19 protein-coding genes are annotated in these 19,856 nt (G+C 70.2%); 5 read left to right on the forward strand and 14 right to left on the reverse strand.

The annotated features are described in order from the left end of the window. The 9 genes from F8A92_RS15680 to F8A92_RS15720 all read right to left on the reverse strand — a co-directional run. On the reverse strand, nucleotides 1-1,425 hold a 1,425-nt coding region (locus F8A92_RS15680), incomplete at its 3' end, for an NADH-quinone oxidoreductase subunit G (protein ID WP_153506115.1). 3 nt (nucleotides 1,426-1,428) lie between these two features. Further along, the gene (nuoF, locus tag F8A92_RS15685) at nucleotides 1,429-2,754 is read right to left on the reverse strand and encodes an NADH-quinone oxidoreductase subunit NuoF (protein WP_153506116.1); all 1,326 of its coding nucleotides are present in this window, start codon (nucleotides 2,752-2,754) and stop codon (nucleotides 1,429-1,431) included. Beyond that, entirely contained in the window at nucleotides 2,754-3,455 is a 702-nt protein-coding gene (gene nuoE / locus F8A92_RS15690; RefSeq protein ID WP_153506117.1) for an NADH-quinone oxidoreductase subunit NuoE, read from the reverse strand. The genes nuoF and nuoE overlap by 1 nt, the downstream gene beginning before the upstream one ends. Beyond that, complete coding sequence (locus F8A92_RS15695; RefSeq protein ID WP_153506118.1) at nucleotides 3,455-4,783, reverse strand: NADH-quinone oxidoreductase subunit D; 1,329 nt, start codon at nucleotides 4,781-4,783, stop codon at nucleotides 3,455-3,457. Before F8A92_RS15695 ends, nuoE begins: the two co-directional genes overlap by 1 nt. 34 nt (nucleotides 4,784-4,817) lie before the next feature. Further along, on the reverse strand, nucleotides 4,818-5,870 hold the full coding sequence (locus tag F8A92_RS15700; protein ID WP_153506119.1) for an NADH-quinone oxidoreductase subunit C: 1,053 nt from the start codon (nucleotides 5,868-5,870) through the stop codon (nucleotides 4,818-4,820). Further along, nucleotides 5,870-6,622: a NuoB/complex I 20 kDa subunit family protein gene (locus F8A92_RS19135; protein WP_153506120.1), complete on the reverse strand. Its 753-nt coding sequence runs from the start codon at nucleotides 6,620-6,622 to the stop codon at nucleotides 5,870-5,872. The genes F8A92_RS15700 and F8A92_RS19135 overlap by 1 nt, the downstream gene beginning before the upstream one ends. A 15-nt stretch (nucleotides 6,623-6,637) precedes the next feature. After that, on the reverse strand, nucleotides 6,638-7,000 hold the full coding sequence (locus tag F8A92_RS15710) for an NADH-quinone oxidoreductase subunit A (protein WP_153506121.1): 363 nt from the start codon (nucleotides 6,998-7,000) through the stop codon (nucleotides 6,638-6,640). Nucleotides 7,001-7,116: 116 nt separating this feature from the next. After that, the gene (locus tag F8A92_RS15715) at nucleotides 7,117-8,436 is read right to left on the reverse strand and encodes a geranylgeranyl reductase family protein (RefSeq protein ID WP_153506122.1); all 1,320 of its coding nucleotides are present in this window, start codon (nucleotides 8,434-8,436) and stop codon (nucleotides 7,117-7,119) included. Nucleotides 8,437-8,553: 117 nt separating this feature from the next. Continuing rightward, on the reverse strand, nucleotides 8,554-9,282 hold the full coding sequence (locus tag F8A92_RS15720) for a demethylmenaquinone methyltransferase (RefSeq protein WP_228389496.1): 729 nt from the start codon (nucleotides 9,280-9,282) through the stop codon (nucleotides 8,554-8,556). Nucleotides 9,283-9,320: 38 nt separating this feature from the next. Here F8A92_RS15720 and pnuC point away from each other — a divergent pair, with 38 nt between their 5' ends. Beyond that, complete coding sequence (gene pnuC / locus F8A92_RS15725; RefSeq protein ID WP_153506123.1) at nucleotides 9,321-10,043, forward strand: nicotinamide riboside transporter PnuC; 723 nt, start codon at nucleotides 9,321-9,323, stop codon at nucleotides 10,041-10,043. Here the strand turns inward: pnuC and F8A92_RS15730 are convergent. Then, entirely contained in the window at nucleotides 10,024-11,337 is a 1,314-nt protein-coding gene (locus F8A92_RS15730; protein WP_153506124.1) for a serpin family protein, read from the reverse strand. The two genes, pnuC and F8A92_RS15730, sit on opposite strands and share 20 nt — an antisense overlap. Before the next feature lie 42 nt (nucleotides 11,338-11,379). Then, the gene (locus F8A92_RS15735) at nucleotides 11,380-11,775 is read right to left on the reverse strand and encodes a VOC family protein (protein ID WP_153506125.1); all 396 of its coding nucleotides are present in this window, start codon (nucleotides 11,773-11,775) and stop codon (nucleotides 11,380-11,382) included. Between the two features lie 116 nt (nucleotides 11,776-11,891). On the opposite strand from F8A92_RS15735, the gene F8A92_RS15740 reads away from it, so the two are divergent. From F8A92_RS15740 to F8A92_RS15750, 3 genes are all read left to right on the forward strand, one after another. Further along, a complete protein-coding gene (locus tag F8A92_RS15740) occupies nucleotides 11,892-13,085 on the forward strand; it encodes an isochorismate synthase (RefSeq protein ID WP_153506126.1) in 1,194 nt (397 codons plus the stop codon). 94 nt (nucleotides 13,086-13,179) lie between these two features. Further along, nucleotides 13,180-14,124 carry a beta-ketoacyl-ACP synthase III gene (locus tag F8A92_RS15745; protein WP_153506127.1) on the forward strand — a complete coding sequence of 315 codons (945 nt, stop codon included), beginning with the start codon at nucleotides 13,180-13,182 and terminating at the stop codon, nucleotides 14,122-14,124. Between the two features lie 55 nt (nucleotides 14,125-14,179). After that, nucleotides 14,180-15,046: a hypothetical protein gene (locus F8A92_RS15750; RefSeq protein ID WP_153506128.1), complete on the forward strand. Its 867-nt coding sequence runs from the start codon at nucleotides 14,180-14,182 to the stop codon at nucleotides 15,044-15,046. A 9-nt stretch (nucleotides 15,047-15,055) separates the two neighbouring features. On the opposite strand, the gene menD is transcribed toward F8A92_RS15750, so the two are convergent. The 3 genes from menD to F8A92_RS15765 all read right to left on the reverse strand — a co-directional run bounded on the left by menD (nucleotide 15,056) and on the right by F8A92_RS15765 (nucleotide 19,125). Beyond that, nucleotides 15,056-16,714, reverse strand: a complete 1,659-nt coding sequence (menD, locus tag F8A92_RS15755; protein ID WP_194291541.1) for a 2-succinyl-5-enolpyruvyl-6-hydroxy-3-cyclohexene-1-carboxylic-acid synthase — start codon at nucleotides 16,712-16,714, stop codon at nucleotides 15,056-15,058. Continuing rightward, entirely contained in the window at nucleotides 16,711-17,664 is a 954-nt protein-coding gene (locus F8A92_RS15760) for an o-succinylbenzoate synthase (RefSeq protein ID WP_153506130.1), read from the reverse strand. Before F8A92_RS15760 ends, menD begins: the two co-directional genes overlap by 4 nt. Nucleotides 17,665-17,889: 225 nt before the next feature. Next, nucleotides 17,890-19,125 (reverse strand): hypothetical protein, encoded by a 1,236-nt coding sequence (locus F8A92_RS15765; RefSeq protein WP_153506131.1) that lies wholly within the window; start codon nucleotides 19,123-19,125, stop codon nucleotides 17,890-17,892. A gap of 365 nt (nucleotides 19,126-19,490) precedes the next feature. Between F8A92_RS15765 and F8A92_RS15770 the strand changes: the two genes are divergently transcribed. Further along, nucleotides 19,491-19,856: hypothetical protein (locus F8A92_RS15770; protein WP_153506132.1), on the forward strand; the 366-nt coding region annotated here is incomplete at its 3' end.

A 19,856-nucleotide genomic window follows, 5' to 3' on the forward strand; every position in this document is an offset into this window, starting at 1 on the left:
GGCCGCGGCCTCGCCCGCCCCGCCGGCGGTTCCGGCGCCGATCGCGGCCAGCACGGACGCCTCGGCGCCGGGCGCGGTCGGGATGGTGTGCGCGCCGAGCGTCTCGGCGCCGCGGGTCGCGAACGGCGCGACGGAGAACACCTGCACGCCGTGCTTGCGGGCGGCCTTGCGCAGCCGCAGGAAGACCGTCGGCGCCTCCTCCTCCGGGTCCAGCCCGACGAGGATCACCGACTTCGCGGCGTCGAGGTCCGCGAACGTGACCGCGCCGTCCTCGATGCCGACCCCGGCGACGTGCGTCGCGAGGAACTCGAGCTCCTCGTCGCTGTGCGCGCGGGCCCGGTAGTCGATGTCGTTGGTGCCGAGCGCGACGCGGGCGAACTTGGAGTACGCGTACGCGTCCTCGACGGTCAGCCGGCCGCCGGGCAGCACGCCGACGCCGCCCTGGCCCATCGCCGAGCGCAGCCCCTGCGCGGCGACGGCGAGGGCCTCCGGCCACGACACGGCGATCAGGTTGCCCTGCTCGTCACGGATCATCGGCGACAGGATGCGGTCGTTGCCCTGCGCGTAGTTGAACGCGAAGCGGCACTTGTCGCTGATCCACTCCTCGTTGACCTCGGGGTCGTTGCCGGCCAGCCGGCGCATGACCTTCCCGCGCCGCCAGTCGGTGCGGATCGCGCAGCCGCTGGAGCAGTGCTCGCACACGCCGGGCGTCGACTGCAGGTCGAACGGGCGCGCCCGGAAGCGGTAGTCCGCGCTGGTCAGCGCGCCCACCGGGCAGATCTGGACGGTGTTGCCGGAGAAGTACGACTGGAACGGCTGGTCGCTGCTGGTCGAGACCTGCTCGTTGGCGCCCCGCTCGAACAGCTCGATGAACGGGTCGCCGGCGATCTGCTGCGAGAACCGGGTGCAGCGCGCACAGAGCACGCACCGCTCGCGATCGAGCAGGATCTCGGTCGAGATCGGGATCGGCTTGGGGTAGGTCCGCTTGCGGTCGATGAACCGGGAGTCGGCGCGGCCGGTCGACATGGCCTGGTTCTGCAGCGGGCACTCGCCGCCCTTGTCGCAGACCGGGCAGTCGAGCGGGTGGTTGATCAGCAGCAGCTCCATCATGCCCCACTGGGCACGCTCGGCGACCTTGCTCGTGAGCTGGGTCTTCACGACCATGCCCTCGGCAACCTCCATGGTGCAGGCGGTCTGCGGCTTGGGCATCGGACGCCCACCCATCTCGACCTCGACCAGGCACTGGCGGCAGGCGCCGACCGGATCGAGCAGCGGGTGGTCACAGAACCGCGGGATGTTGATGCCCACGGTCTCCGCGGCGCGGATGATCAGCGTGCCCTTCGGCACGGTGACCGACAGGCCGTCGATCGTCAGCGTGACGGTGTCGACCTTCGCGGCGGCGGCGGTGTTCTGGGTGGCGGTCATGGCTTAGCGAACCCCCGGTGCAGCGATCGCCTTCTCGGCGGTCTGCTCACCCTCGTCGATCTCGTCCACCCCGCCGGAGCGGATGTGCTCGAGATACTCGTCTCGGAAATACTTGATCGAGGCCTGCACGCAGGCGACCGACCCGTCCGCGAGCGCGCAGAACGACCGGCCACCGATGCTCTCGGTGATGTCGAGGATCTGGTCGACCTCGCTCTCGGTCGCCTCGCCCTTCTCGATGCGCTCGAGAATCTGGACGAGCCAGTAGTTGCCCTCGCGGCAGGGCGTGCACTTGCCGCACGACTCGTGCGCGTAGAACTCGACCCACTTGCGGGTCGCGGTCACGTTGGAGTCGCCGTCGTCGAAGATCATCACCGCGCTGGTGCCGTTCATCGAGCCGGCGGCCGCGACGCTGTCGAAGTCCAACGGGACGTCGAGGTGCTGGTCGGTGAAGCACGGCGTCGAGCTGCCGCCCGGCGTCCAGAACTTCAGCGTGTGCCCGTCGCGGATGCCACCGGCCATCTCGAGCAGCTCGCGCAGCGTGGTGCCCATCGGCGCCTCGTACTGCCCCGGGTTCTTCACCCGGCCGGAGAGCGAGTAGATCGAGGTGCCGGGGCACTTCTCGGGGCCCATCTCCTTGAACCAGTCCGAGCCGCCGAGCACGATGCCCGGCACCGAGGCGATGGTGCCGACGTTGTTGACCACCGTCGGCGAGGCGTACAGGCCGGCGACCGCGGGGAACGGCGGCTTGAGGCGCGGCTGGCCGCGCCGTCCCTCGAGGGACTCCAGCAGCGCCGTCTCCTCGCCGCAGATGTACGCGCCGCCGCCGGCGTGCACGACGATGTCGAGGTCGAAGCCCGAGTCGAGGATGTTCTTGCCGAGGTAGCCCTTGGCGTACGCCTCGCGGACCGCGCTGCGCACCCGGCGGATCGCGTGGATGGCCTCGCCGCGGATGTAGATCGCGCAGAAGTTGGCGCGGATCGCGTACGAGGCGATGATGCAGCCCTCGATCAGCGCGTGCGGGTCGCGCATCATCAGCGGCAGGTCGCGGCAGGTGCCCGGCTCGCCCTCGTCGGCGTTGATCACGAGGTACTTCGGCTTGGCGCCCGGGCCCTCGGTGCCCTGCGGCACGAACGACCACTTCAGCCCGGTCGGGAACCCGGCGCCGCCGCGACCACGCAGGCTCGAGGCCTTGACCAGCTCGATGAGCTCGTCCGGGGTCGCCTGCAGCGCCTTGGGCAGGGCGCGGTAGCCGTCCAGGCTCTCGTAGGTCTCGATGGTCCACGGCTGGTCGGCGTCCCACCGCTCGGTGAGAACAGGAGTCAGCGGCATTACTTCTTCTCCTCCTTGGCCGGTACCGGCGGGATGACAGAGTCGTAGTCGGCCTGCGGCGCGCGCTCGTTCTTGCTGCGCGCCAGCTTCAGCCCGCGCAGCGAGGGCTCGATGGAGTCCTCCGCGGCGACCTTCTCGGCCTCCAGGGCCGGGTCGAGGACGCCGGCCAGCTCGCGCTCGGCGTCCCGGAACGAGGTCAGCCGGCCGCCGCGCGTGGGCTGCGGCTTCTCGCCGGCCCGCAGCGCGCTGACGAGCTCGCGCGCCGACTCGACGCTCTGGTTGTCGAAGAACTCGTAGTTCACGGTCACGACGGGCGCGTAGTCGCAGGCCGCGAGGCACTCGGCGTGCTCGAGGGTGATGCTGCCGTCGGCGGTGGTCTCGTCGTGCCCGACGCCGAGGTCCTCCTTCAGCGCCTTGTAGATCTTGTCGCCGCCGAGCAGGCCGCACAGCGTGTTCGTGCAGACGCTGACCAGGTGCTCACCGGTCGGGTGACGCTTGTACATGGTGTAGAACGTCGCGACGGCGCCGACCTCGGCCCGCGTGATGCCCAGGACGTCGGCGCAGAAGGCGATGCCCTCGGGCGTCACGTACCCTTCCTCCGCCTGCACGAGGTGCAGCATCGGCAGCAGCGCCGAGCGCGACTGCGGGTACTGGTCGATGATCTGCTGCGCGAGGGCGCGCGTGTTGGAATCGAGCGACATTAGCGATCACACCCGCCCATGACAGGATCGATGGAGGCCACGGAGGCGATGACGTCGGCCAGCAGCCCGCCCTCGGACATCGCCGGGAGCGCCTGCAGGTTGATGAAGCTGGGCTCGCGCATGTGCACCCGCCACGGGCGCGTCCCGCCGTCCGACACGACGTGCACGCCGAGCTCGCCGCGCGGCGCCTCGATCGGCACGTAGGCCTGGCCGGCCGGCACGCGGAAGCCCTCGGTGACCAGCTTGAAGTGGTGGATGAGCGACTCCATGGACTGGCCCATGATGTGCTTGACGTGCTCGAGCGAGTTGCCCATGCCGTCGGCGCCGATGCTCAGCTGCGCCGGCCAGCCGATCTTCTTGTCCTCGACCATGACGGGGCCGGGGCCCTCGCTCTTGAGCTGGTCGTAGGCCTGGCGGCAGATCTTCAGCGACTCGCGCATCTCCGCGACGCGGACCACGAACCGCGACCACGAGTCGCCGGCGTCGTGCGTCGGGACCTCGAAGTCGTACTCGTCGTAGGTCAGGTACGGCTCGGTGCGCCGCAGGTCCCAGGCCAGGCCGGCCGAGCGCAGCAGCGGGCCGGTGACGCCGAGCTGCAGGCAGCCGGCCACGTTGATGAAGCCGACGTCCTTCAGGCGCTTGATCCACACGGGCTGCCCGCGCAGCAGCCGGTCGACCCCGTCGATCTCGTCGGACATCTTGTCGTACCAGTACTCGAAGACCTGGTCGAAGTCGGCGGGAAGGTCCTGGGCGACGCCGCCGGGACGGATGTACGCGTGGTTCATCCGCAGGCCGGTGATCGACTCGAGGATGTCGAGGCAGTAGTTCCGGGCCCGGAAGCCGTTGGTCGCCGCGGTCGTGGAGCCGAGCTCCATGCCGCCGGTCGCCAGCCAGATCCAGTGCGAGGAGATGCGGCAAATCTCCATGGTCAGCACGCGGATGATCTCCGCGCGGCGCGGCACCTCGGCCCCGAGCAGCCGCTCGACCGACATGCAGTAGGCGGCCTCGTTGAACAGCGGCGACAGGTAGTCGGCGCGGGTCAGGAAGGTGGTCGCCTGCGTGTAGTTGCGAAACTCGACGTTCTTCTCGATGCCGGTGTGCAGGTAGCCGACGACCGCGCGGGCCTTCTCCACGGTCTCGCCGTCGAGGTCGATGACGATGCGCAGCACGCCGTGCGTGGACGGGTGCTGGGGGCCGAGGTTGACGACGAGTCGCTCGTCCTCCAACGGGTCGCCGTCGGCGTCGAACAGGTCGTCCCAGTCACCGCCGGTGACGGTGTAGACGGTGCCCTCGTTGGTCTGCCGGCTTCCGGCTGTGGGGGTGCTCATGCGGCAGTCCTCCCGAAGATGATGATGGATCGCATTACTTGTAGACCCTCCGCTGATCAGGCGGCGGGATGGAGGCGCCCTTGTACTCGACGTCGATGCCGCCGAGCGGGTAGTCCTTGCGCTGCGGGAAGCCCTCCCAGTCGTCGGGCATCAGGATCCGGGTCAGCGCGTGGTGGCCGTCGAAGACGACGCCGAACATGTCGTAGGTCTCGCGCTCCTGCCAGTCCGCCGTCGGGTACACCTCGCTCGCGGTGGGCACGTGCGGGTCCTCGACGGTGGTGGCCACCTCGAAGCGCACGCGGCGCCGGAAGGTCAGCGAGGTCAGGTGGTAGACCACGTGCAGCCGCTGCGTGCGGTACTTGTCCTGCTGGACGTCGCCGGTCGAGGACAGGCCCGCGTCGCCCCGGAAGTAGTCGACGCCGGAGACCGACGAGAGCAGCTCGAAGCGCAGCTGCGAGTCGTCGCGGGCGACCTGCAGGATCTTCGCGATGTGCGACTTCTCGACGTAGAAGGTGAGCTCGCCGCGGTCGGCGACGGTCGCGATGAGCGCCTTGTCCCACTGCGGGTAGGCCTTGGCGAACCGGTCGGCGACAGCGTCGAACCACCCGCCGTACGGGCGGGGCGAGGACACGCTCGGGATGCCGGAGCCGGCCTGGGTGAGCAGGCCGCCCATGCCGGAGGTGTCGCCGCTGCCGCTGACCCCGAACAGGCCGCGGCGTCCCGACGCCTGCGCCGCGGGCGTCGGGTCGAACGTGTCCGGCTTCTGCGGCTCGGGAGCGGGCTCGACCTCGGCGCCCTGCGGCCCGGGCACGTCGCCCTTGCCGGTCGGCGCCGACGCGTCGTCGCTGATGTCGGCGTTCTTGCCGGTCGCCGACGACGCCGGCTCGCCCTTGTCGACCGGGCGGTCGTTGGCGTCGGCGTCGGACTGGGCGGCCTCGGCGGTGTCCTGCGCGTCGCGCACCTCGTCGGCGGAGTGCTGCGCGCGCCGGTTGCGTCGTGCGGACGGGCGCGGCGGGGCCGCGTTCTCGCGGCTGTTCTCGCGCTGCTCGTCCTTGCCCTGGTTGGAATCAGGCGTGGAGATGCTCATCAGCGACCTTCGACCTCCTTGCGGGCGCCGGCGTCCAGCGCACGCTGCTGCTCCCGCTGGCGGGCGGCGAGCTTCTTCTGCGGAGAGTCCTGCTCGAGCATGAACTGCTTCTCGCGGCCCTCCTCCTTGGCCTTGATCCAGTCGGCGCGCAGCTCGTTGCCCTGCTTGCGCCTGCTCGGATTCCAGGACTTGTGGAACGGCGTGTAGCCGGCACGACGCACGCTGGACGGCATGTCGACGTGCAGGTTCGCGTTGCGCTCGGCGACCTGCTTGGCGCGCTTGGCGTTGATCGGCTCGTGCAGCATCTTGTACTGCAGCTTCAGCACGGCGTCCAGCAGCATCTCCGGCCGCGGCGGGCAGCCGGGCAGGTAGATGTCGACCGGCACGATGTGGTCGACGCCCTGCACCACCGCGTAGTTGTTGAACATGCCGCCGGAGCTGGCGCAGACACCCATCGCGATGACCCACTTCGGCTCGGGCATCTGGTCGTAGATCTGGCGGACGACCGGCGCCATCTTCTGCGTGACGCGGCCGGCGACGATCATCAGATCGGCCTGGCGAGGGGTCGCCGAGAACCGTTCCATGCCGAAGCGGGCGAAGTCGTGCATCGGGCCGCCGGTCGTCATCATCTCGATGGCGCAGCAGGCCAGGCCGAAGGTGGCCGGCCACACCGACGACTTGCGGGCGTAGTTGGCCAGCGCCTCGACCGAGGTCAGCAGCAGCCCGCCGGGGAGCTTCTCTTCAATACCCATGTCTCGTCGTGCCCCTTAGTTCCAGTCAAGTCCGCCGCGACGCCACACGTAGGCGTACGCGATGAACACGGTGAGGACGAAGATGACCATCTCGATGAATCCGAACCAGGCGAGCATCCCGATGGACACCGCGAACGGGTACAGGAAGATCATCTCGACGTCGAAGATGATGAACAGCATCGCCGTCAGGTAGTACTTGATGGGGAACCGTCCGGCGCCCATCGGTTGGTGCACCGGCTCGATGCCGCACTCGTAGGCGTCGTACTTCGCCCGGTTGTAGCGCTTGGGCCCCACGATGGTCGCGAGCACCACGGAGAACACCGCGAACCCGAAGGCCAGCAGGCCCAACGCGACCAGAGGGACGTAAATGCTGAGCACCTAGCCACCCATCCTTTTCAGCAGGCGTTGCACTGAGTTCAACGCTGTCACTGTATTGCCATCGGCCGGTACCCCACGAGGGTCGCCGGACCGCATCACAGGTCGTGTCGACGGGCTCACGAGCGCACCGCCGGCGTGACCTTCTGCAGGCCCACGAGGATGCGGTCCATCGCGTCGCCGTCCCGGGCGTCGGTCAGGTTGGCCATCATCTTGAGCACGAACTTCATCAGCGTCTGGCGCGGCAGACCGTACTTGGTGGCGGCCCGCATCACGTGCGGGTTGCCGATCAGCTTCACGAAGATGCCGCCCAGCCGGTAGTACGAGCCGAGGTGGTCGGCCAGCGCCGCGTTGTAGCCGGCGAGCGCCCGCTCTCGCGCCGCGTCGGTGCGGCGGGCCTGCGACTGGGCGACCGCCTCGGCCGCGAGCTGCCCGGTCTCCATCGCGTAGGCGATGCCCTCGCCGTTGAACGGGTTGATCGCGCCGGCCGCGTCGCCGACCAGGAGCAGGCCGTCCTTGTAGTGCGGGTGCTTGTTGAAGCCCATCGGCAGGCCGCCGCCGCGCGTCGGGCCGGTCGCGTTCTCCTCGACGTACCCCCACTCGCCGGGCAGCCCGTCGAGCCACCGGGTGAGCAGGTCGCGGTAGTTCAGGTTCTGGAAGGACGCCGACGAGTCGAGGATGCCGAGCCCGACGTTCGACGTACCGTCGCCGACGCCGAAGATCCAGCCGTAGCCCGGCAGCAGGCGGCGCTCGCCGTCGGGGAGCTCCTCCCACAGCTCGAGCCACGACTCGAGGTAGTCGTCGTCGTGTCGCGGCGACTTGTAGTAGCGGCGGACCGCCACCCCCATCGGCCGCTTCTCGTCGCGAGCGATGCCCTCACCGAGGCCGAGGCGGCCGCTCATGCCGTCGGCGGCGATGACGACCGGGGCCCGGAACTCCTCCAGCTCCTTGCCGGGGCCGACCTTCGCGCGCACGCCGACGACCCGTCCGGACTCGTCGTGCAGGGCACCGGTGACGTTGCACTGCTCGACCAGCTTGGCACCCACCTGCTGGGCGCGGCGGGCCAGCAGCTCGTCGAAGTCGGAGCGCGGACGCACCAGGCCGTAGTCGGGGAACGAGGCGAGCTCGGGCCAGTCGAGCTCGAGGCGGACGCCGCCGCCGATCACCCGCAGGCCCTTGTTGCGGATCCACTTGCCCTCGATGCCGGAGCCCTCGATGCCGGTGGCGCCCTGGGTGGTGTCGATCCCCATCCCGACGATGCTCTTGACCGCGCGCGGGGTCAGGCCGTCGCCGCAGACCTTGTCGCGGGGGAAGGACGACTTCTCCAGCAGCAGCACGTTCAGGCCGTGCAGGGCGGCATGGTATGCCGCGGCAGAGCCTCCCGGCCCTGCGCCGACGACGATGACGTCGGCATCGTGCTGCGCGCTAGGTGCGCTCATGGACTCAAACTCCAGGCATGCCGCGGCGCGCCCTCGCGGACGCGCTTGTGAAAACGTGCACGAACTAACTCGGCAAGTCTACGGCGAACATCAGACCGCCGTTAACTGAGGCGAGCCTTACCGGGTGGACGGCGGCTTGGTGGCGTGGTGCAGCGCCACGATCCCGCCGGCCAGGTTGCGCCAGCGGGTGCCCTGCCAGCCGGCCCCGTCGATCAGATTCGCGAGCGCCTCCTGCCGCGGCCACGCCTTGATCGACTCCGCGAGATACACGTACGCATCGGGGTTGCTGCTCGCCTTCCTCGCCAGCAACGGGATGATCCGCAGCGCGCCGTCGTAGTACGCCTTGCCGAACGGCGCCCACGTCGGGCGGGAGAACTCGCAGACGACGAGCCGGCCGCTGGGGCGCACGACGCGGGCCATCTCCCGCAGCGCCTCCTCGGTGCGCACGACGTTGCGCAGCCCGAAGGAGATGGTGACCGCGTCGAAGGCCGCGTCGGCGAACGGCAGGTGCAGCGCGTCGCCGGCGATGAGCGGCACGCCCGACCGCTGCACGGCGCTGCCGCGCAGGCCGGCGGCCAGCATCCCGAAGCTGAGGTCGGCACCCACGGCGTACGCGCCGGACTTGGACAGCTCGACGGTCGACACGCCGGTGCCGCAGGCGAGGTCGAGGACCCGCTCACCGGGGTGCAGCTGGAGGGCCTTGCGCGTGGCGCTGCGCCAGGCCCGGTCCAGGCCACCGGTCATCAGGGTGTTCATCAGGTCGTAGCGCTTGGCCACGCCGTCGAACATGGCCTGCACCTCGTGCGGCTCCTTGTCGAGGCTGGCGCGTGTGGGTTCGTTCTGCACGCTGGCCACTCTAGCGACGGGGACTACTGTGCGACGTTGTGCACTTCCTCGAGACCCTGCTCAACGCGCACCTGACGATCGGCGGCGTGCCGATCCTCTGGCGCGAGATCATCGGCAACGTGTTCGGCCTCGCCTCGGCGGTCGGCGGAATGCGGCGGGTGGTGTGGGCGTGGCCGGTGGGCATCGTCGGCAACCTGCTGCTGCTCACGGTGTTCCTCGGCGGCGTCTTCCACACGCCCCAGAACCTCGACCTCTATGGGCAGGCCGGCCGTCAGGTGATGTTCCTGGTGGTCTCGGTCTACGGCTGGCGGCAGTGGGCGCGGGCCCGCGCCGCGGGACGGCGGGAACCGGAGGAGACCGACCCGGCGCGGTCGATCGTCGCGGCCGTCGAGCCGCGGTGGGCCACGGCCCGCGAACGGGTCGGGATCGTCGTCGCCGCGGTCGTCCTCACCGTCGCCTTCGGCTATCTCTTCGAGGCGCTCGGGTCGTGGGGGCCGTGGCCGGACGCGTGGATCTTCACCGGCTCGCTGCTGGCGACCTACGGGATGGCTCGCGGGTGGACCGAGTTCTGGCTGATCTGGGTCGGCGTCGACATCGTCGGCGTCCCGCTGCTGCTGAAGGCCGGCTACTACCCGTCGGCCGTGCTCTACATCGTGTACGGCGCGTTCGTCATCTGGGGATTCGTGGTGTGGCTGCGCACCCAGCGGGCACGACCGTCGGTCGTCCCGGCCGCCGAACGGGCTATGACGACGGGTCGTTGATCGCCGCGACGAACGGGTAGCTGCCGGTAGCGGTCTCCTGCACCGCGAACACGAACGGCCTGTCCAGCCGGATCAGCAGCGGCTCCTCGGACGGCCCGGGCGCCGAGCCGACCTCCGCACCACCGGCCGTCGCGGCGGCGCCCTCGGTGCCCTTCTCGGCGACCTTCAGCCAGGCCTCGTGCTGCACGAAGGAGACGTGGGTCTTCTCATCGCTCAGCGCGGAGAAGTCGGCGTGGTCCGGGTCGAATGCGAGGGTGACACCGGCGCCCATCAGCGGCTCGGTGAGCTCGATACGCTGCCGGACCTCGAACACCGGGATCGCCAGCTTCGCCCCGACCTTCTCCCGCGCGATGCCGAGGACCGCCAGGCTGCCGTCGGCCAGGCCGTCGATCGTCTGCGCCATCGCCATGCCGGCCGGTGGCAGCACGAACACCGCCCGGAGCCCGTCGTCCTGGTAGGCCAGCTCGAAGACCGTTGCGCCCTGGGACTGGGCGACCGCGACGGCCCGGTCGTCGTGCATGAAGTCGGTGGTGACCACGCTGCCGTCACCGCGGGTGAACGTCTCCGGGGCGGTGTGGTTCGGGTCGAACTCGGCGGCCCACCGAGCCTTCAGGTAGAGCGCGTTGACCAGGACGGTGACGGTGTCCGTGGTGACCTGGCCCTGCTGCAGCAGCTTGGGGATCTTCTCGTGGGTGCGGCCGGCCACCCACGCGTTGATCGCGGCGGTGGCGGCGTCCGGAGCGGCGAAGTCGGTCGTGTGCGCCGCGACGCCGAAGTACTCCTTCAGCGTGCCGGCGTACGGGGCCTTGACCGGGAACGACTCGTCGGTGAACGCGGCGTTGGCCAGGTCGAAGGTGGCGTGCTGCAACGCCCGCACCGCGGTGATCTCCGCGTTGGCGCCGGCGCGCAGCTCGTCCACCGACGAGCAACCCAGCAGCGCGGCGAGCTGGCCGGCCGTCTCGCCCCGGGCACCCTGCGCGACGAGCGCGAGGCACTGGCTGATCGACAGCGGCGACACGACGCTGCTCTGGTCGCCAGCTTCGGCCTGCGCCGCCGCCAGCATCGTCAGGGCGAAGGCCAGGCTGCCGCCCTGATAGCTCGTCGCGCCGGGGTCGTCGGCGGCGAGCTCGACGCTCGGACCGCTCGGGTCCTCGGCGGCGGGGTCGGGCCGCGGCGTGCGCGGTCGGTCGCCGTCGGCGCAGGCCGCGAGCGCGACGAGCGCGACGGCGCCGGCGAGCCCGAGCATGCCGCGCCGGGTGTAGGTCTGCATGGCGAAGCCCCTCAGAACGGTCACGGGTCGTTCCTGGGACCCCGGGACCGGCCCGGCGGTTCCGCGTTACTTCGCCTCGGGGTCGGGCTGGTGGAGCCCGAAGACGTTGCCTTCGGTGTCGAGGTAGTAGCCCTGCCACGCCATCCCGGGCAGCGCGGCCTTCGGCATGGCGACCTGGCCGCCGGCGGCGAGGATCTTCTCGTGCGTGGCGTCGTAGTCGCCACAGCCGAGCGTCAGGACGGCGCCGTTGACCGGGGCGCCGGGTCCTGCCGCGCCGGCGGGCCGCTGCATGATGGCGCCGTTGATGCCCGGCGTGCCCTCTTCGCCCGTGGTGGCGCCGAAGTACGGCATGCCGGCGAACTGGCTCCAGTCCTCGAACGTCCAGCCGAACACGCTGCCGTAGAAGGCAGTTGCGCGGGCGACGTCGTCCGCGTGGATCTCGAAGTGGATGGGTCGGCTCATGGGTCCTCCACGAAGGTCTCTCACCGACCGTACGGCGCGAGGGTCGCGCCGGCCACCGCGATACCGCGTGCCTCCCGAGCCGCGGCCGGCCGCCCGAACGTCCTAGGCTGTCTGGCATGCATTCCACCGCGGGCGTCGTGCGCTCCCAGCACATCGCGGACCTCGCGGAGCTGGCCCTGCGGGCGCCGTCCGCGCAGGTCCTGGCCTGGCTGCGGCACGGCCGGGGGCTGCTCGGCTGGGGCGAGGTGGCGCGCGCCACCTTCACCGGCCCCGACGCGCTGCGCGAGGGCTCGGCGTGGTTCAGCGATCAGGTGCGCAGGGTGACCGTGGAGGACGACGTCCGACGCCCCGGCAGCGGGCCGATCGCGTTCGTCAGCGGGGCGTTCACGCCGGAGCGCGACGAGTCGGTGTTCGTCATCCCGAGCGCCGTGCTCGGCCGCGACGAGTTCGGTTCGTGGATGACGTACCTCGACGAGCCGCCGGCGATCCCCGAGCCGATCCGCCTGACCGGGCCCGAGCACGTCACGTACACGCCCGGTGCGCACACCCCGGAGCAATGGCGTGGCCTCGTCGCGGACGTCGTCGAGCGCATCACCCGCGGCGACCTGGACAAGGCGGTGCTCTCCCGCGACGTCCTCGCGACCGCCGACGCGCCGATCGACCCCCGCTGGCTGCTGGCCCGGCTCACCGCGCTGTACGACTCGTGCTGGACCTACAGCGTCGACGGGCTGGTCGGCGCCACCCCCGAGCTGCTGCTGCGGCTGTCCGACGGGCACGTCTACTCACGGGTGCTCGCCGGGACCGAGTGGGGCGACGGCGCCGTGGAGCGGCTGCGCTCGCCGAAGAACCTCGAGGAGCATGCCTACGCCGCGTCGTCCGCCGCGGCGGCGCTGGAGAAGGTGACCATCCGGCTCGACCTGCCCGGCGAGCCGAAGATCCTGGCGCTGCCGAACGTCAGCCACCTCGCGACCGAGATCCGCGGCGACGTCGCGGACGGCGTAACCGCGTGTGACGTGGCGGCCGCGATGCACCCGACCGCGGCCGTCGGCGGCACGCCGACCGAGATCGCCTGCCGGGTGATCAGCGAAGTCGAGGGCCGCAGCCGAGGGCGGTACGCCGGACCGGTCGGCTGGATCGACGCGCACGGTAACGGCGAGTTCGGCATCGCGTTGCGCGGCGGCCAGCTCGAGGACGAGCGGACGATCCGGCTGTACGCCGGCTGCGGCGTGGTGGCCGGCTCCGACCCCGCCGTCGAGCTCGCCGAGTCCGAGAACAAGCTGGTCGCGATGAAGAGCGCCCTGGGCGACTAGTAGGACGTGCTGCGAATTCGCCACGGGGTCGCGGCATTAAGATCGCACCAGACGGTCGTGCCCCTGCGGCCGCAGCACAGCACCGGAGGTTCGCGTGATCGGCTCTCGAGTCCTGTCCGTGGGGCACTACCAACCGCCCCGGGTGGTCACTAACCACGAGCTGGCGGAGATCGTCGACACCAACGACGAGTGGATCCAGCGCCGGGTCGGCATCCGGGAGCGCCGGTGGGCCGCTCCGGAGGAGACCGTCGACGTCATGGCGGCGAAGGCCGCGCGCGACGCCTTGCAGAAGTCCGGCACCCCGATCACTGACATCGACACCGTCATCGTGGCGACCTGCTCGGCGTTCGACCGGTCCCCGAACATGGCCGCCCGGGTGGCTCTCTCCCTCGGCATGCAGAACAACCCGGCGACCATCGACGTGAACACCGCCTGCTCGGGATTCCCGCACGCCATCGCGATCGCGCAGCAGGCGATCGCCTTCGGCTCCACCAAGACCGCGTTGGTGATCGGCTCGGAGAAGCTCTCTGACGTCACCGACTACAACGACCGCACGACCTGCGTGCTGACCGCCGACGGCGCCGGCGCGATGGTGGTCACGGCGTCCGAGGACCAGCAGATCTCCCCCGTCGTGTGGGGGTCGGTCCCCGAGATGGGCGACGCCGTCCGCATCGAGCGCAGCAACGACGACAAGTTCGCGCAGAACGGCCAGGCGGTGTTCCGCTGGACGACGACGCAGCTGCCGAAGATCGCCAAGGAAATCCTCGCCCGCGCCGGCCTCGAGCCGCAGGACGTCGGAGTCATCGTGCTGCACCAGGCCAACCTGCGCATCATCGAGCCGCTGGCCCGGAAGATCGGCGCCGAGCAGGCGCTCGTCGCCACCGACGTCACCGAGTCGGGCAACACCTCCGCCGCGTCGATCCCGCTCGCGCTGTCCAAGCTGATGGAGTCCAACCCGATCCCGTCGGGCACGCCGGTGCTGATGTTCGCCTTCGGTGGCGGCCTGTCGTACGCCGGCCAGGTCATCCAGGCACCGTAGCGCCCCGCGCGCTGACGGAATGATCGGGCGAACAGCAGCGGTTGGGGAGGGCGCAGTGGCTTCGGAGTCTCGGGCGGAAAGGCTGCGCTGGGTCGTTGAGCTGTCGCGGGAGCCACTGCGGGCGATCGAAACGGTGCCGCTGAAGTCGTATTCCAAGTGGGCGCGTGGTACCGCTATCGCCGCTGGTCTCATCTTGTTCTCTTCGGTGGCGAATGCGGGCTCGGCCAAGTACTCCGGCGGCGACCTCGTCCGCATGTTCGTCGTCGGCCTGGTCGTCGGTGCAATCTCTCTCTACTTGACGATTCGCATCCGCCGAGTCAATGCCGCTCTGGCTGCGCACAAGCAGAAGTGGTCGCCGATCTTCCACTACTTCGAGAGCCTGCCCAACCGGCCTGTGACGCTGGAGGACGCCGCCGCCGCGAACGCCATCGATGTCGCGTACTGGATAGCGCATACGAAGGTGTGGCAGCACCCTGACCTGCTCGACAAGCACGACGCGCGACTGGACCTGCTCACCGAATTGCACGCGGTCCTCGATGCCGCACAGGACATCGCTGCCGTCCGCAGGACCGTTGGGAAGCGCACTGCCTCGTACGCCGACCAGTGGCAGACGGATATCGATGCCTTGGACCGGCTCGCTCGGCAAGTGCAGGACCGCGTGAGCATCCTGCATCAGTACCGCGAGACGATCGCTCGGATCATGGCCACGATGGATGACGTCGCCGACCAACAACGTCGCCGTGCGGCAGCGTCAGCGGTCGACGACCTCGTCCGGCGCCGCGGCGGTGACGAGATGCTGACCCGAGCAGCCGCTTTGCGGGCGGCGGACATCGCGTCGAGCGAACCCCGCGTGGCGGCGTACCTTCGGGCCGCTCACGACGTCAAGAGCATCTTCGATACCCCGTTCGTGATCACGAGGTAGGGCTCCTAGTCAGCTGATCGTCGCCTTGACCGCGCCGACGACCCGCGCGGTGAACGCCTGCCGACGCTGGCGTTCGTCCTCGCGCGAGATCGGCACCTCGAGGACGCGGATGCCCGCGGGCCGCTCGCCCAGCGCCGATCGCAGTTCCTCGCGGGTCGTGCATCGCTGATATGTCGTCGATGTGGCGGCGCACAGCTTCTCGATGCTCGTGCCGTGCGGGGTGCCGAAGACGCGTTCGAAGTGCTCGGCATAGTCCGGCGCACCCTGCTCCAGGCTGGCGAAGATCGCCCCGCCGTCGTTGTTGAGGACGACGATGGTCAGGTCGGGCCGCGGCTCTGCCGGGCCGATGACGAGGCCGGTCGTGTCGTGGAGGAACGCCAGATCGCCGAGCAGCGCGGTGGCCGAGCTCTCCGGATCTGCCGCCTGCGCGGCGAGTGCGGCACCGACGGACGTCGAAACGAGACCGTCGATGCCGGCCGCACCGCGGTTGACCACGACCCACTGCGCGCTGCGGGTGGACCGCTCGTCGAGGTCGCGGATGGGGTTGGACGACGCGACGACGAGCAGGTCGGGGGCCGAGGCGGCGACGACGGCTGTCGCCGCGCCGGCGTCGAAGGTGGCGGCGGTCTCGGCGTCGATCTGCCGCGCCGCTGCGACGTCGGCCGCGCGCCACGCCTCGGCGTACTCGCGGTCCACCGTGCCCGCGATGGTGAGGCTGGACGCCCGCAGCGCGGGGGATCCGGTCTGCAGCGGGTTGATCAGGCTGGGGTCGTCGCTGACCACCGTGACGGCGACGTCCGGCCTCGACGCCAGCGCCGGGATGGGCCGGCTCAGGGTCGGCCGCCCGACGATCAACAGATGGTCGGGCCGGCGTTCGTCGACCAGGCCGGACCGCAGCAGGAAGGCGCCGGCCCGCAGGCATGCCGGACCGGCGGAGGCCAGCGCGCTGCCCGCCTCCACGTGCACCGGGTAGCCGGCGGCGACGGCGCTGCGGATCGCCGAGCGGGCGAGCAGCTCGCCGCACTCGGCGACGACCACGAGGGCCCGTTCGGGCAGCGCGATCTCGGCCGCGGCGGCCGCGACGGGCAGCGGGTCCGCCTCCTCGCCGTCCTGGATGGGGGTGATGAAGTCGAGGTCGTCGGGCACCAGCGGCGGGGTGAGCCCGAGGTCGATCTGCACGGGGCCGGGACCGGCCGGTGACGTGGTCATCGCGAGAATGCCGCTGTGCAAGGTGGCGTCCCACGTCTCGGGCCGCTGGTCGTCGACGTGCACGGCGAGCCGGGCGGCGTCCCCGTACAGGCCCACCTGCTTGATGGTCTGGTTGGCGCCGGTGCCGAGCATGAACAGCGGCCGGTTGGCGGTGACGACGGCCATCGGGGTGAGCGACAGGCTCGCCTCGATCACCGCCGGATGGAAGTTCGCCGCCGCGGTGCCGGACGTCGACACCACCGCCGTGGGTAGGCCGCTGCCCTTGCCGAGCCCGAGCGCGAGGAACGCCGCCGTGCGCTCGTCGATGCGTACGTGCAGGCGCAGCAGCCCCCGGCTCTCGGCCTCGGCGAGCTCGAGCGACAGCGGCGTGTTGCGGGATCCGGGCGACAGCACGAAGTCGCGCACGCCCGCCAGCAGCAGGGCGCGGATGGTGGATCTCGCCAGGTCGACGGCGCTCACCCCATCACCTCCTGGACGTCGGCTATACGTGCGATCCAGCGTTCACGGGTCTCGTCGTCGGCGCGGATGTCGTCGAGCAGGTCGGGGACCGGACGCCGCGCCGGCACGGCGATCGCGCCGTCGCGGGCGATCAGCCGGCTGGAGCAGGCGTCGCGGGTGAGCAGCGTGCCGGTGTTCAGACCGGCGGCGTACGGCAGCTTGGGGAGGGCCGCAGCGACCGCGATCGACATCGCCAGCCCGACTGAGGTCTCGAGCGCGGAGGAGACCACGAGCGGCAGGGTCAGCTGCTCCGCGAGCCGCAGCGTCGCCCGCACTCCGCCTAGGGGCTGGACCTTGATGACGGCGATGTCGGCGGCGTCCTTGCGCTGCACCAGCAGCGGGTCCTCAGCGCGGCGGATCGACTCGTCGGCCGCGATGGGGACGCTGACGCGGCGGCGTACCGCGGCGAGGTCGTCGACCGTGGGGCACGGTTGCTCGGCGTACTCGAGCCCGCCGGCGGCCTTGTTGATGGCGCCGATTGCGGCGGCGGCGGTGTCGACGTCCCACCCGCCGTTGGCGTCGATGCGGATGCGGCCCTCGGGACCGAGTGCGGCACGGACGGCGGCCACCCGGTCGAGGTCGTCGGCAAGCGACTGTCCCGGCTCGGCGACCTTCACCTTCGCCGTCTTGCAGCCGCCCGAGCCCAGCACGATCGCGGCCGCGCGCTCGGCGTCGACCGCGGGCACCGTGCAGTTGACCGGGATCGCGTCGCGCACCGGCTCCGGGAAGGGGTGCTCGGCGGCGTCCTGGGCGGCCCGCAGCCACGGCACGCACTGCTGCGGGTCGTAGTCGAGGAAAGGCGAGAACTCCACCCAGCCGGCCGGGCCCTCCCACAGCACGCCCTCGCGCACGGTGATCCCGCGGAACCGGTTCCGCATCGGGATCGCGTAGACGACGACGTCGTGGGGCATCCCTGAACCCTAACCCGCCCCGCACGGCCTCACCCACGGTCGTCGAGCGAGGGAGCGCCAGCGACCGACGTCGAGACGCCGGAGCCGTCGCGACGCCGCGACGTTGCCCCACGGTCGTCGAGCGAGCCGGAGCGCCAGCGAAGGCGACGTCGAGACGCCGCAACACTCCCCATGGTCGTCGAGCAAGGGCGAGGAACGAGCCCGATGTCGAGACGCCGGGAGGTCCTAGTCGGACTTGTCGTCGCCGCCGAAAAGGCTCCTTGCGCCCTTGGCAAATGAACGGGACAGGAATCCCGAGACCTCCGCGGCGCGGTCGAGCGTCTCACCGCCGACGCGCTTCGCGAACTCGACGCCCTCTGCGCCGACTTCGAGCGCATCATCGAGCGCCTCCCCGGCTGCGTCCGACCACGCCTTCGAATCGAACGATGACCCGTCCGACTCGATACCGAGCTGCCGCCGGAAGTCGTGAACATCGTCCGCGACATGGTTGCTCGATCGCACCGCGGCCGGCGCAGACATGGGGTTCAGAAGCACCTTCGAGTTGGCCAGCTCCGCAGCCGCGCTGATGCGATTGAGCAAGCCGGCCGTCGTGACGGAGATCGCCTCGAGCCGCCGGGACCGGTTGACCGCCAGCGCCTCGCGATGGTTGTCAAGATCCTCCGGCGCTGCGTCCAGCACGCGGTCGAGTTCGAGTACCGCGATCGCATCACGAAGCTGAAAGCTGCGAGCAAGCAAGGCCAGCCAGCTGTTCGCCTTCGCCTCGATTTCCTTCACCGTTTCCGCGATGTCGCCGATGCCGGTCTTGCCTTCGAGCTTTGTCGCCAGGGCGTCGAGCTGCCGGAGCGCATATGCCTGCGTGCGCGCAATCGTCGACGTGGTGGCGTTGACCTTCGACCAGGTGACGTCGTTGACGCCGCCGGAGTGCTCGCGGATCGTCATGGCGTCCTCGATGTCGAACCCGACGCCGATGAGGTCCGCCCACACCGCATCCTCCTGGGCCCGCAGAACGTCATTGAGCTTCTCGTCGATCCTGGCGAGGTACTCGGTGATCTCCGACATCGTCTGCTCCATTGCGAGCTGAGCCATCAGCCCCGCGGCTCCGGATAGCAGTGCTGGATTGGTGAACGCGGCGCGGACGTCGTACTCGAGAAGGCCCTTGATTCGGCCCTTGTCAGTCACGACGAGTCGGCGAACATGATCCGCGGACCCCTTCATCTTGGAGTACTTGTCGAAGGCGTCGGCCGACTCCTTGGTTAGCTTCACCCATCGGCCATAGGTGGCCCCGACTTCTTGCCCGGTCTGGACGAGGTTCGCCGCCGTGCGTATGGACGGGCCCAGTCTGCTAAGTCCGAGGTCCTTGGATTCGAGATCATTGGACTCGAGGAAGCGCTCAACCGCCGTTGGGCTGCCGATGACGGCCAAGCCGTCCCCGTCATTGATGAGTTCGATCTCGTCGCTCATTCATGGCTCCTTCAAAGGTTATTCGCGAGGATATTGCGATCGGGAGTCTCGTGTGGCCCAAAAAGCCCTCAGATCGAGTGCTTCGGGGCCTACCGGCCGAATCGCGGCGCCATCTCTTCCATCTGGTTCATGACCTCCGCGGCCGCCTGCCGCTGCATGTCCGGCGGATATCCGTGCTCCTGGGAGCCGCATGATCGTGGTCCGCAGCTTGGCGCGGATGTCTTCTCGCGAGACATCGGCGTTTCTCAGCGCACACTCGAGAAGTCTCGTCAAGCGCACGGCCCCGCTTATGGGGACAACTCGGGGCTTGTGGACAGCCGGGTCGAGCCGGGTTTCTGGTCGGTGCCGGGTCGTAGATTGCAGGCATGACAGCGATCGGGTGGGTGAGCACCGCCGGGGACGACGAGCACCGCGAGCGTGCCCACGCCGCCGCGCCCAGCCCGGCGCAGCGGGTGCTGGGCGGCGTGATCGCCCGCGCCCTCGACCTCGCCGACACCCTCGACCCGGGCTCGGGCGGAGGCGCGGGCTACGCGGCCGCGATCGCCGGCCTGGACGTGCTGGAATCGCTGGCCTCGGCCGTGGAGGCGGCGAAGGCGCGGCTGATCGTCGAGGCGCACGCCCACGCCCACCAGATGCTCGCCCGCGACGACGTCACGCCCGGGCAGCGCCGCACCCACCCCGACGGGACGACCGAGAGCGTGCTGAGCCGCACCCAGATCACCGCCATCGAC

The organism is Cumulibacter manganitolerans, from assembly GCF_009602465.1.
In the GTDB taxonomy this organism is placed as follows: Bacteria; Actinomycetota; Actinomycetes; order Mycobacteriales; family Antricoccaceae; genus Cumulibacter; species Cumulibacter manganitolerans.